This is a genomic window from Campylobacter concisus (assembly GCF_902460665.1).
GTDB classification, from domain to species: domain Bacteria; phylum Campylobacterota; class Campylobacteria; order Campylobacterales; family Campylobacteraceae; genus Campylobacter_A; species Campylobacter_A concisus_AL.
In genome coordinates this window covers 110,609-122,955 of record NZ_CABPUR010000001.1, presented here as the reverse complement: position 1 = coordinate 122,955, position 12,347 = coordinate 110,609, and the positions used below count along the sequence as shown (strand labels likewise).

Here is a 12,347-nt window from a genome sequence, read left to right as displayed (position 1 = left end):
ATGTTTAAAATTTGGCGAAAATTTCACTTAATTTTAGCTCTTATCTTTGCTTTGCCGCTTTTGATAATCTCAATTAGTGGAGCGATTATTTCGTATCACGATGAGATAATTGAAGCTTTTAGTAAAGATGAGATAGACATAGCAACCAATAAAAGTGCTTTAAAAATAGATGAAATTTTAAAGGTCTTTAGTAAGACTTGGCCAAATTTTAACCTTAGCTATATAAAGATAAAAGGTGAGATAAATAGAGCTTATGTGGTAAGCGGCACAAGCGAGAGTGGCGAGTTTAAGTCATTCTTTGTAGATCCTTATACGGGCGAGATAGTCTCTGAAAATAGTGTGGAAAAATTTATAGGGCTAGCTTTAAATTTACATAAAAATCTAGGGCTAGCTCTATTTAAAAATGAAAATTTATCTAAATTTGCAAGTGAGCTAGTGGCGATTTCGACGCTTGCGCTACTTGCGATTTTATTAACTGGAGCGTTTATACAATTTTGGAGATTTAGAAGCAAATTTATTAGCGCCTTTAAGCTAAATCTAAAGGCAAAGAAATTTGCATTTTTATATTCGCTGCATGGATTTTTAGGGCTTTATTTGGGATCCATTTTGCTTATTATCTGTGTTAGCGGTCTATACTTTTCTTATGAGAGCTTTGCTAAGGTTATAAATCAAATTTATGGCGAAGAGAAGGTCTTTAAAAAGCCAAATTTTACTAGCAAAAATGGCTTTAGCCTAAATGAAAAGCAAAAGGTAGAAAATCTTCAAAAAGCTTATGAAATTTTTACTTTAAAATTTGGAAACGAGTTTGACGCTTTAAATTTTATTCTCAATAAAGACGGCGTAAAATTTATGATCTTTTACTTGCCAAAAGGTGCTAGTGAGAGTGATGGTGTTAGGCTTGCGGTCGATACGGCAAGTGGAGAAATTTTAAAAAATACCATGCCAAAATCTTTTGAAATTTATAAATTTATGCTTGATTTGCACGCTGGATATATATTCAAAGAGGCTGGAAAATTTATCTTTTTTATGGCTTCTTGTGGAGTTGGCGTGCTACTTTTTAGCGGCTGTGTGATTTACTACAAACGTCGTAAAAGGTAGTCTTATTTATCTATCTCTTAACTCTTTTTAGTTATTATCCCAAATAAAATTTTTGGAAAAATCATGCAAAAAAAATACAGACCAAATGTGGCAGCTGTTATTTTGTCTAGCCTGTATCCATTTAAATGTGAAATTTTAGTCGCAAAAAGGGTGGATATGGATGATATTTGGCAGTTTCCTCAAGGCGGAATAGACGAAGGCGAGAGTCCAAAGCAGGCTTTAAAAAGGGAGCTTAAAGAAGAGATCGGAACTGATAAAATCGATATCTTAGATGAGTATCCGCAGTGGCTAAGCTACGACTTTCCAGCAAATGCGGCAAAGAAATTTTATCCATTTGACGGACAGACGCAAAAATATTTTTTGGTTAGACTTAAAAATGGTGCCAGCATAAATTTAAAGACAGAGCATCCAGAGTTTAGCGAGTATAAATTTGTAGATTTTGGTAGAAGTTTAGAGGGTATAAATCACTTTAAAAAGCCTATTTATGAAAAGGTTTTGAGTTATTTTAAAGAGAAAGGATATTTTTGATGTTGATCGTTCAAAAATTTGGCGGAACTAGCGTAGGAACACTTGAACGCATCGAAGCTGTGGCAAATAGAGTCATTGAGACAAAAAATAGCGGTGCAGACGTAGTTGTGGTAGTTTCTGCGATGAGCGGAGTTACAAATCAATTGGTTGAATATAGTGAGTATTTTTCAAAACATCCAGATGGCGTCGCCACTGATATGCTTTTAAGCTCTGGAGAGCAAGTAACGACCGCGCTTTTAACGATCGCACTTAATGCAAAAGGCTATGCGTGTGTAGGTATGACAGGTGCGATGGCAGGCATAATTACTGATGATATTCATACAAAAGCAAGGATCGAAAGGATAGAGACTGCTAGGCTAAAAGCCGAGCTAAAAGCCGGTAAAATCGTAGTTGTAGCTGGCTTTCAAGGCATAGATGAAAAAGGTAATATCACAACCCTTGGTAGAGGCGGCAGTGATCTTAGTGCAGTTGCTTTAGCAGGGGCGCTTGATGCTGATCTATGTGAAATTTTTACCGATGTTGATGGCGTTTATACAACTGATCCAAGGATAGAAAAAAAGGCAAAAAAACTTGAGAAAATAAGCTATGATGAGATGCTTGAGCTCGCTTCTGCTGGCGCAAAGGTACTACAAAATCGCTCAGTCGAGCTAGCAAAAAAACTAAATGTAAAACTCATTACAAGAAGTAGCTTTAATCACAACGAAGGTACATTAATAGCAAAGGAAGATGACAATATGGAAGCAGTTTTAGTAAGCGGAATAGCACTAGATAAAAATCAAGCAAGAGTAACATTAAGAGGCGTAGTTGATAAGCCTGGCATCGCAGCAGAAATTTTTACAGCTTTAGCTCATGAAAACATAAACGTAGATATGATAATCCAAAACGTAGGACATGACGGCACTACAAATTTAGGCTTTACAGTGCCACAAAATGAGCTTGAACTAGCAAAAGAGACTATGCAAAAGCTCTCGGCTGCAAAACATATAGAATTTGATGACGCGATCGTAAAAGTTTCAGTTATTGGCGTCGGCATGAAGAGTCATAGCGGCGTAGCATGTTTGGCATTTGAAACGCTTGCAAAAGAGGGCATAAATATCCAAATGATCTCAACAAGTGAGATAAAAATTTCAATGATCGTTGATCAAAAATATGGTGAGCTAGCGGTTCGCGTACTTCACGATGCTTATAAGCTAGATAAATAATGCAAGATTTTATTCAGTGGACGTTAAAGGCTATTAGAGACGAAGGCCCTTTGATGAGCTGGATGGAGGAAAGGCGTGTCGAATGGACGCCTTTGCTCGCATCTAGGCTTAAATTTTTACTTGAAGGAAGGGCTTTTATAACTATAAGCGATGAAGAGCGAAGATGGTTTGAAATTTATCTTTTAAAAAAGATGAACCATTCAAAAAGCATAAGGCCATTTTTGCCATTTTTTAGCCTAAGATCGCTTTATCCATCGCTTGATGAGATAGAGACAAATGAACAAAAGCAGCTTCTAAAAGATATGCTAAGTCTTGCTTTTCCAAACGGATACTTGTTTTTTTATATCGGAAAGAGCCTTGATAGATATGCGAATTTAGCCAAAAGTGATGAGGATAGTTATATGTGGCTATTTGACGAACAGGCACAAAATAGCTTTACTCTTAGCTCAAGCGATGAAAATTTAGACGTTAAACTAATAAGTCTTTGCAAAATTTTTGATAAAAGCATCGATGCGGCGCTTTTTGCCAAGGTGATACTCTAAATGCTTAATAAAATCGTCGTTACAAGCGATTTTGAAAGTTTAAAAGCCAAGCTTGAAAGCGAGTTTGGTATTAATAATTTAAGATTTTTTATAAGCGATGATTTTTTGCTAGAAAACGCAAAAGAGGTCATTGCAGAAGCTTACATTGCTGAAAAAGATGAAAAAATTTTAGTAATACATGCTAATTCTTTTAGGACAGAGGCTCAAAACGCACTTTTAAAGATCATCGAAGAGCCTCCAAGAAATATCAAATTTATAATAGTAACGCAGAGTAAAAATTTACTTCTACCAACGATTAGATCAAGAATGCTCATAGAAAATAATCTCACCAAAAAGCCAAAAATAACTCTTGATCTAAATTTAAAATCGCTTAGCCTAAAAGAGCTAACAAGCTTTATCGATCAAAAGATCGCAGACGAGCAAGCTCAAAAATTTGGCAAAAATGAGTTAAAAGAGCTTGTTGGCGTTATCGTGACAAAGGCGGTTGATAGTGGGTATAAATTTAGCGGCGATGAAATGGATTATTTTTTCTCGCTTATAAAGCTAGCAGATCTAAATGCCAAGTCTCACGCCGTGCTAACGCCACTACTGCTTGCTATATTTCAAAAAGGACGACGTTGAAATTTTATAAGATAAATAACAAAAGCAACTTTGATGAAATTTGCAAAGCCATTTCACCAAGTCCTGCTGGTGCTAAGCTCATGCACGAAAAGAGCGAGATAAATTTTATATTTATAGATGAGATAAAAACCCCAGCGGCAAATATTCTAAAGCAAGATGCCCTAAGCGTTGGAGCTGAGCTTGTGACGCATAAAGATACGATTTTGGGCAAGCAGAGTCTAAATAAAGCATTGCTAATGGCGACAAATGCGCAGCTTAGGCAGCTAGCTAAAAAGGAGAAGTTGCAAGACTTTGGACTTAAAAATTTAGCAGTCTTTTTAGAGACAAAATTTATAAAGCCAACAAAGCCTCTTATAATGGGCGTTGCAAATATAAATACAGATAGCTTCAATGAACAAAGCCGCATAAATATGCAAAATGGTATCTCAAAAATAGAATACATGATAGAAGCAGGTGCAGACTATATCGACCTTGGTGGTGTTAGCTCAAGGCCAGGGAGCCAGTATTGCGGCCGTGAAGAGGAATTTAGGCGCATAAAAGATATTGTGGAGGAAATTTACAAGCTAAATTTACATGAAAAAGCGAAATTTAGTCTTGATAGCTTTGATCCTTATTGCCTTGAATTTGCCCTAAATCACGGCTTTAAAATGATAAATGACATCACGGCAAACGCCTCACTTGCCACGCTTGCGGCGCGATATGACGCTGAGTTTTGTATGATGCATATGCAAGGCGATCCTGCGACTATGCAGGTCGCACCAAAATATAACGACTTAATCGGCGAGATAGCAGACTTTTTTGAGCGAAAGATAGCCCTAGCAAAGGAGCTTGGCGCCAAAAAACTAGTGCTTGACGTTGGCATCGGTTTTGGCAAGACGGCTGAACAAAATTTGCTGCTTATTAAGCATTTGGAGCATTTTTTGAAATTTGAGTGCCCGCTATTAGTTGGTGCGAGCCGCAAATCAGTCATAAATCACTACCACCCAAGCGAGGTCAAAGACCGCTTGCCAGGCTCGCTTTATCTGCATCTAAAAGCCTTCGAAAACGGCGCGCAGATCATAAGAACGCACGATGTAGCCGAGCACAAGCAGCTTTTTAATATGCACGAGGCGATGAGCCAAGCCACGCTTTGGTAGAGTGCAAGGCTAAAAAGGCTGAATGCTTTGGCGATAAAGAGGCTCTGCGGCAAATTCTATCCGCTAAAGATCCAGTGCAGATGAAGGCGCTTGGTAGGCAGGTGCGAGGCTTTGACGCTAAGGTCTGGGATGAGATCAAATTTGGCGGCGTGCTAAATGCGAGTTATCTAAAATTTAGCCAAAATACCCCTTTGCGAGACTTTTTGATCCAAACTGGGAGTAAAGTTTTGGTTGAGGCAAGCCCAGTTGATAAAATTTGGGGCATAGGCATGAGCGCAAGTGATGAAAATGCGAAAAATCCTATGAAGTGGTACGGACAAAATTTGCTTGGCTTTGCGCTGATGAGGGCTAGAGACGAGACAGCAAAGGTCTATAAAAATGTCCATTTACGTGACGCCAGAGAGCTAAATTTAGATCATTTATAAAGTATATTTAAGATAAAATGCGGTGTAAATTTGGAGCAAAAATGACAAAACAAGAGTACGAAAAAGCGGTAGATACGCTAAATGCATGGGCAAAGGCCTACTACGACGAGGACGAGCCACTTGCAAGCGACGAGGAGTATGACGCGCTATATCACGAGGTGCTTGATTATGAGCAGGCAAATCCAAGCGAAATTTCTATCTTTTCACCTACAAAACGCGTGGGTGGCACCGTAAAAGAGGGCTTTAGCAAGGCTAATCACATCAAACGCATGTGGAGTATGGAAGATATTTTTGATCTAGCCGAGCTTGATGCGTGGCTAAAGCGTGGCGAGAAAGAAAATCTAACATTTGTGGCTGAGCCAAAATTTGATGGAGCGAGCTTAAATTTGCTTTATGAAAACGGCGTTTTGGTTAGGGCGATCACGAGGGGTGATGGCGTTACAGGCGAGGATGTGACACAAAATGCAAAGACGATAAATTCTGTTTTAAAGAGTATTGATTACAAAGGGCTAATTGAAATCAGGGGCGAGGTCGTTATAAGAAAAGAAGATTTTGAGCTGCTAAACGCAGAGCGCGCAAAAGAGGGTGAGGCGCCGCTTTCAAACCCTAGAAACGCTGCAGCTGGCAGTCTAAGACAGCTTGATAGCGCAGTTACTGCTAAAAGAAAGCTGCTTTTCATACCTTGGGGCGTGGGCGAGCAGAGCCTTGGGCTAAAAGATCACAGCGAGGTAATGAAATTTGTGCGTGATCTTGGTTTTGAAAGAGATGATTTTTTCAAAATTTTAAAAAAAGATGAGCTTAAAGGCGCGTATAATGAGCTTTTGGCAAATCGTGACTCAAAAAGCGTAATGATGGATGGCATGGTGATACGCGTAAACGACCTTACACGCTGCGAAGAGCTGGGCTATACGGTCAAATTTCCAAAATTTATGGTGGCGTTTAAATTTCCAGCCATTGAAAAGGTGACTAGGCTAAAAGATGTCGCACTTCAAGTTGGCAGAAGCGGCGTAGTAACGCCTGTTGGCGTGCTTGATGAGGTAAATATCGATGGTGCAAATGTGAAATCAGCCACGCTTCATAACTTTGATGAAATAGAGCGCCTTGGCGTTATGAAAAACGACTACATCGGCATCATCCGTTCAGGCGATGTCATACCAAAGATCACAAAGGTTTATAAGGATAGGCGAGATGGCAGCGAAGAGGCAATAGAAAGGCCTAAATTTTGCCCAGTTTGTGGCTCGCACCTACTTGATGAAGGGGTCTTTGTAAAGTGTCAAAATTTAAGCTGCAGGGCAAGAGTGGTTGGCTCAATAATTCACTACGCATCGAAAAAATGCCTAAACATCGACGGCCTTGGCGATGCGATCGTAAATTTGCTATTTGACAAGGGGCTAATTTCCTGCATAAAAGACATTTACGGTCTTAAATTTGATGATCTCATGGTGCTTGAGGGCTTTAAAGAAAAAAAGGTAAATAATCTTTTAAATGCGATAGAGGCTAGCAAAGGTGCGGAGCTATCGCGCTTTATCACAGGCCTTGGCTGCGAGCACATCGGCGAAGTGGCAGCTAAAAAGCTTGCAAGTAGTTTTGGACTAGGCTGGCTTGATGCTAGCTTTGAAGAGCTAACCTCGCTTGAAGGCTTTGGCGTGGAGATGGCAAATAGCCTAATTGACTTTGCCGAGGTAAATAGAGCAGAAATTTTAGCCCTTAGCCAGATCGTGCAGCCAAGCGTGACGCAGGCGCAGAGCATCTCAAATGCGCTAAGTGGTAAAACGGTGGTAATAACTGGCACGCTAAGTCGCCCAAGAGATGAGATAAAGGCGGAGCTTGAGAGTTTTGGCGCAAAGGTTTCAAGCTCAGTTTCTAAAAAAACGGACTTTGTCCTAGCTGGCGAGGAGGCTGGCAGCAAGCTTGATAAAGCAAATGAGCTAGGCGTGCAAGTAATCGATGAGAGAGAATATGAGAGGCTAAAACTTGAGGTTTGATAACTACGTCGCAAGCGTTTTAAATATCAGTAGAAACAAGGCTAGCGAGCTAATAAAATCTGGCAAGGTGCTCTCAAACGGCGAAATTTGCACCAAGGTTTCAAGCGAGGTTAGTGAGGCTAAAATTTCGCTGCTTGATGAAATTTACGTTGGGCGAGGAGCTTTGAAGCTAAAGAGCTTTTTGGAGGCGATGAAATTTGATCTAACTGGCAAAAATGCGCTTGATATCGGCAGCTCAACTGGTGGCTTTATGCAAATTTTGCTTGAGCGTGGCGTAAAAAGCGTGACTGGTGTGGATGTGGGCACTGATCAGCTAGATGCCAGTCTAAGAAGCGATGAGCGAGTAAAAATTTATGAAAAGACTGATATCAGAGAGTTTGCTAAGCAAGGGCAAGATAAATTTGATCTAATAACCTGCGATGTTAGCTTTATCTCTTTAGCTGAAATTTTGCCCGCCATTTGTGAGCTAGCAAGTGAAAATTCGCTCATTATCACGCTTTTTAAGCCACAATTTGAAGTGGGTGTCGGCGTAAAACGAAATAAAAAAGGCGTCGTCACTGATATGAAAGCTATAAATTTAGTGATGAAGAGGTTTGAAGTGATGGCTAATGGCTTAGGATTTAAAATGATAGCTTGCAAAGAGTGCGAAGTAAAAGGGAAAGAGGGAAATGCCGAATTTTTCTACGCTTTTAACAAAAGATAACATCACTGTCGTTGCGATCGGGCACTTTGACGGCGTGCATAGAGGGCATAAACAGCTTTTAAAGCAGCTTGGCGAGTTTGGCGGACTTGTTGTGATCGATAAAAACAAAGCCAACATCACGCCAAAGCTAAAGCGAGCGGAGTACTCAAACTATCCTTGCTTTTTGTATGATTTTGACGCCATTAAAGGGCTTAGCGGAGAGGAATTTATCGCTCTTTTAAAACATGATTTTAAAAATTTAAAAAAGATCGTTGTTGGCTTTGATTTTAGATTTGGCAGAAATAGAGCATGGGATAAGCACGATCTGAAAAGAATTTTTGATGGCGAGGTAGTGGTCGTTGATGAGGTTTGTTATGACGGCATGGGCGTGCATAGCTCATCCATCAGAGAGCTGATACGCCAAGGTAACATCGAAGAGGCAAACAGGCTAATAGGCAGGGAGTACTCGATTGAGGGCAATGTGATAAAAGGGCAGGGCATCGGTGCAAAGGAGCTAGTTGCAACGCTAAATTTAGAGATCAAAAGCTATCTTTTGCCGCGCGAGGGCGTCTATGTGACAAGAACTAGGATGGGCTCATACACATATGGCTCGGTCACTTTTATAGGCAATAGGCTTAGTACGGATGGAAATTTTAGTGTCGAGACGCACATCTTAGACGAGGTCGCGCCAAAAGTAACAAAACACGTTGCCGTTTGCTTCATAAAACGCCTAAGAGATAATAAAAAATTTAATAATCTTAGCGAGCTAAAAGAGCAGATAAAGCGTGATATAAACGAGGCTAGACAGTGCGTGGGCGTGTGCGATCTCTTTTTTGGAGAGACGATGAGATACTTTGACGGATACGGAGCTGGTATATGAGAGATGAAATTTTTAAAGAGCCTATAAGCAAGCAGTTTGAATTTGATGACTTTGTGGCAAGTGTTTTTGATGATATGATCTCGCGCTCGGTGCCGTTTTACGATGTGAGCTCAAATCTAAACGCAAAGCTGCTTGCTAAAATTTTGCCAAAAGATGCAAGTGTATGCGACCTTGGCTGCTCGACGGCAAATAGCCTGCTTTTGCTAAACAACCTTAGAAACGACCTCGTGCTAAGTGGCGTGGATAACTCTGAAGCTATGCTAGTAAATGCCAAAAATAAGGCAAAAGCTTATGGAGCAAAGATAAAATTTTTGCTTGATGATATTTTAAAGTGTGAGCTAGTGGGCTTTGACGCAGTTTTGGCAAACTATACTTTGCAGTTTATCAGACCACCAAAAAGAGCTGATCTAGTGCAAAAAATTTATAACGGACTAAATGAAAATGGAGTCTTTTTGTTTAGTGAAAAGATCATCTTTGAAGATAAAAAGCTTACTAAAAGCGTTATAGAAATTTATGAAGGCTACAAACAAGCACAAGGCTACTCACGCTATGAGATCGCTCAAAAAAGAGAGGCACTTGAAAATGTGCTGGTGCCATACACCGAAGAAGAAAATAGAAATTTAGCCCTAAATGCTGGCTTTAAGCGAGTCGAGAGCACATTTAAGTGGGGAAATTTTATGAGCTTTTTGGCATTTAAATAAATTTAAAAATATCTGCTTTTGTATTTTTTTGGCTTCGCAATGTCAAAATTTTTGGATTATGAAATTTGGTAGTAAAGAAATTTAGCGGGAATTTCCCGCTAAATTTACTCATTTATCGCTGCGTTTCCGTGATGGTGGAAGTCGTCGTAGATGATCTTTGAAGTTTGGAATTTTATGCGTTTTAGTTCGCGAACTCGTAAAAATTCTTCTTCATCGATCTTTTTGATCTGAATAGCTGCTTTAAATGTCGGAGTCTTACTGATGTAGTCCCAGCCACTGCTTGTTAGCTCATTGCAAGAGCTCTCCCAGTAGTGGAAAGTCATCTGAATGATGCCATCAGGCACGATGTCTGTTACTTCAGCTTTTACGACGATATAGCCGTATCTACTCCATGCTTTGATGAAGTCGCCTTGTTTTAAGCCATATCTTGCTGCAAGTGCTGGATTCATCTCGGCGATAGGTCCGATACTATCTCCACCCTCTTCGATCGCTCGTGAGCGTCTTGTCATAGTGCCAACGGTGTATTGATAGACCTTTCTAGTGGTTAGAAGCTGTATCGGATACTCAGCGTCAGTCTTCTCATCGACTGAACCAGCCATGATAGGATACTCAGGCGACATATTCATCTTCTTAGCAAACTCAAGTTTTGCGCTCTCGATCTCATCAGCCTTATCCACAAATAAGCATGGCACAAAGCGACCTTTGCCATCAGGAGTAAAGAATTTCTTATCAAGATACAAGCTTTGACCGCCCATATCATCTTCGTTTGGACATGGCCAGTGAAGTCCGTGATACTTTTTGATACGGTAATAACTCATGCCACCATATCGTCTTGGGTCGCATTTTCTAACTTCTTCCCAAATTTCTTCAGGTGAGTTGAAGTTAAAGCCCTCTGTTGCACCTAAACGGCGTGCGATCTCACAAACGATCCACCAGTCTTGTCTAGCATCGCCTGGAGGTGTGATGACTGCTTCGTTGTGCTGTACGCGGCGCTCTGCGTTTGTATAAAGTCCTTCTTTCTCGCTACTTGCAACACCTGGAAGTATGACATCAGCTTTTAGTGAAGTCTCGGTCAAGAATAGATCTTGCACGACGTAGAAATCAACATGAGCGATACCTTTTAAGAAGTGGTTTGTATTTGGCTCAGAGATGACTGGATTTTCGCCGATAGTCCAGAAGAAATGCACCTTGCCATCAAGAATCGCATCAGGTACTTCGGTTTTGTGAACGCCTATTTTTGAGCTCAAAAATCCAGGTTCTAGGTGCCACATTTTTTCAAACCAAGCTCTTTGTTCTGGATCAGTGACTGAGCCAAGATTTGGGAAGATATTTGGCAAAACGCCCATATCGCAGCAGCCTTGAACATTCTCTTGGCCTCTTAGTGGTAAGTCGCCTGTGCCAAGTTCGCATATGTTGCCAGTGATCAAGAATAAATTTGATACATCGCAAACTCCGCCAACGCCGTGGTTAAAGTGAGTTACGCCCATACCGTGAGTGATGACAGCTGGCTTTGTGGTAGCGTACATTCTAGCAGCCGCTCTGATATCCTCTGGATTTAGCCTTGTGTATTTAGCCACGACCTCTGGAGCATAGTCTTTTACAGCTTCTTTGACATACTCAATGCCTATTGTGTGATCTCTTACAAATTCCTCATTTACAAGGCCTTCTTCGATGATGGTGTAAAGAAGTGCGTTTATAACAGGGATATTGTGCTCTGGCTCTAGTTGTAAGTGAATGTCAGCTCTGCTTGCAAACTCAGTCTTAATAGGATCAATAACGATTAGTTTCGCACCGCGGTTTAGTGCTCTTTGGATGTGCATAGCTGCGATTGGGTGACCATTTTCTGGGTTTGAGCCTATCATTAATATACAGTTACTATAAGTGCCAATCTCTGTAAAGCTATTTGTGGCAGCTCCGTTTCCGATTGTTTTAGCAAGTCCTGCTACTGTCGGAGCGTGTCAAATTCTAGCGCAGTGATCGACGTTGTTTGTGCCAATTACAGCGCGCATTAGCTTTTGAGCGACGTAGTTGTCCTCAAGCGTACAGCGTGCTGAGAAGTTTCCAGCTAATGCGTCTGGGCCATATTTTGCTTTGGTTTCTTTCATTTTCTCTACGACAAGATCAAGTGCCTCGTCCCAGCTGGCTTCCTCAAAATCACCATCCTTTGAAAATACGCCATTTTTCTTTCTGATAAGTGGTTTTGTGAGTCTATCTGGACTTGCAACGTAATCCCAGCCATAAAAGCCTTTTAAACATAAATTTCCTTGATTGACTGGATTGTCTTCGACACCAGTGGCGGCACGAACGACATTGTTTTCCACATGCAAGGTTACTTGACAGCCTGTCCCGCAATAAGGACAGATGACTTTGCCTTCTTTCATCATTTTCTCCTTTACTATGCAGTATGTGCATATTTTTATATGGATAATATTACTAGCCGAATTCTTAATCTTTAATAAAAATTCTTTATCTATAAAAATAAATTTTTAATTTAAGTTAAAATTAATTTAGTTCCACTAAAGTCAATTATTTAGGGATTTTAAAATT

Annotated in this window: 12 protein-coding genes; 11 read left to right on the top strand and 1 reads right to left on the bottom strand. The window is 40.3% G+C overall.

The window, feature by feature from the left end; all coding sequences use genetic code 11:
- The 11 genes from F3G66_RS00640 (at window position 1) to cmoA (ending at window position 9,800) form a co-directional block, all read left to right on the top strand.
- A complete protein-coding gene (locus tag F3G66_RS00640; RefSeq protein ID WP_149706810.1) occupies window positions 1-1,098 on the top strand; it encodes a PepSY-associated TM helix domain-containing protein in 1,098 nt (365 codons plus the stop codon).
- A 63-nt stretch (window positions 1,099-1,161) separates the two neighbouring features.
- Window positions 1,162-1,626 carry an RNA pyrophosphohydrolase gene (locus F3G66_RS00635; protein ID WP_021091471.1) on the top strand — a complete coding sequence of 155 codons (465 nt, stop codon included), beginning with the start codon at window positions 1,162-1,164 and terminating at the stop codon, window positions 1,624-1,626.
- Complete coding sequence (locus tag F3G66_RS00630) at window positions 1,626-2,828, top strand: aspartate kinase (protein ID WP_021091541.1); 1,203 nt, start codon at window positions 1,626-1,628, stop codon at window positions 2,826-2,828. Before F3G66_RS00635 ends, F3G66_RS00630 begins: the two co-directional genes overlap by 1 nt.
- Window positions 2,828-3,370 (top strand): HobA family DNA replication regulator, encoded by a 543-nt coding sequence (locus F3G66_RS00625; protein ID WP_072594585.1) that lies wholly within the window; start codon window positions 2,828-2,830, stop codon window positions 3,368-3,370. The genes F3G66_RS00630 and F3G66_RS00625 overlap by 1 nt, the downstream gene beginning before the upstream one ends.
- Window positions 3,371-3,991: a DNA polymerase III subunit delta' gene (locus tag F3G66_RS00620; protein ID WP_149706809.1), complete on the top strand. Its 621-nt coding sequence runs from the start codon at window positions 3,371-3,373 to the stop codon at window positions 3,989-3,991. It abuts the gene before it with no gap.
- Window positions 3,988-5,127 (top strand): dihydropteroate synthase, encoded by a 1,140-nt coding sequence (gene folP, locus F3G66_RS00615; RefSeq protein WP_149706808.1) that lies wholly within the window; start codon window positions 3,988-3,990, stop codon window positions 5,125-5,127. The genes F3G66_RS00620 and folP overlap by 4 nt, the downstream gene beginning before the upstream one ends.
- Window positions 5,121-5,552, top strand: coding sequence for an NADAR family protein (locus tag F3G66_RS00610; protein ID WP_223154172.1), 432 nt, complete (start codon window positions 5,121-5,123; stop codon window positions 5,550-5,552). Before folP ends, F3G66_RS00610 begins: the two co-directional genes overlap by 7 nt.
- Window positions 5,553-5,593: 41 nt before the next feature.
- Window positions 5,594-7,537 carry an NAD-dependent DNA ligase LigA gene (gene ligA, locus F3G66_RS00605; protein WP_149706807.1) on the top strand — a complete coding sequence of 648 codons (1,944 nt, stop codon included), beginning with the start codon at window positions 5,594-5,596 and terminating at the stop codon, window positions 7,535-7,537.
- Window positions 7,527-8,240 carry a 23S rRNA (cytidine-2'-O)-methyltransferase TlyA gene (tlyA, locus tag F3G66_RS00600; RefSeq protein ID WP_149706806.1) on the top strand — a complete coding sequence of 238 codons (714 nt, stop codon included), beginning with the start codon at window positions 7,527-7,529 and terminating at the stop codon, window positions 8,238-8,240. The genes ligA and tlyA overlap by 11 nt, the downstream gene beginning before the upstream one ends.
- Complete coding sequence (locus F3G66_RS00595) at window positions 8,206-9,099, top strand: bifunctional riboflavin kinase/FAD synthetase (protein ID WP_149706805.1); 894 nt, start codon at window positions 8,206-8,208, stop codon at window positions 9,097-9,099. The genes tlyA and F3G66_RS00595 overlap by 35 nt, the downstream gene beginning before the upstream one ends.
- The gene (cmoA, locus tag F3G66_RS00590) at window positions 9,096-9,800 is read left to right on the top strand and encodes a carboxy-S-adenosyl-L-methionine synthase CmoA (RefSeq protein WP_149706804.1); all 705 of its coding nucleotides are present in this window, start codon (window positions 9,096-9,098) and stop codon (window positions 9,798-9,800) included. Before F3G66_RS00595 ends, cmoA begins: the two co-directional genes overlap by 4 nt.
- A gap of 104 nt (window positions 9,801-9,904) precedes the next feature.
- On the opposite strand, the gene fdhF is transcribed toward cmoA, so the two are convergent.
- On the bottom strand, window positions 9,905-12,184 hold the full coding sequence (gene fdhF, locus F3G66_RS09760; RefSeq protein ID WP_410470306.1) for a formate dehydrogenase subunit alpha: 2,280 nt from the start codon (window positions 12,182-12,184) through the stop codon (window positions 9,905-9,907).
- Window positions 12,185-12,347: the final 163 nt, after the last annotated feature.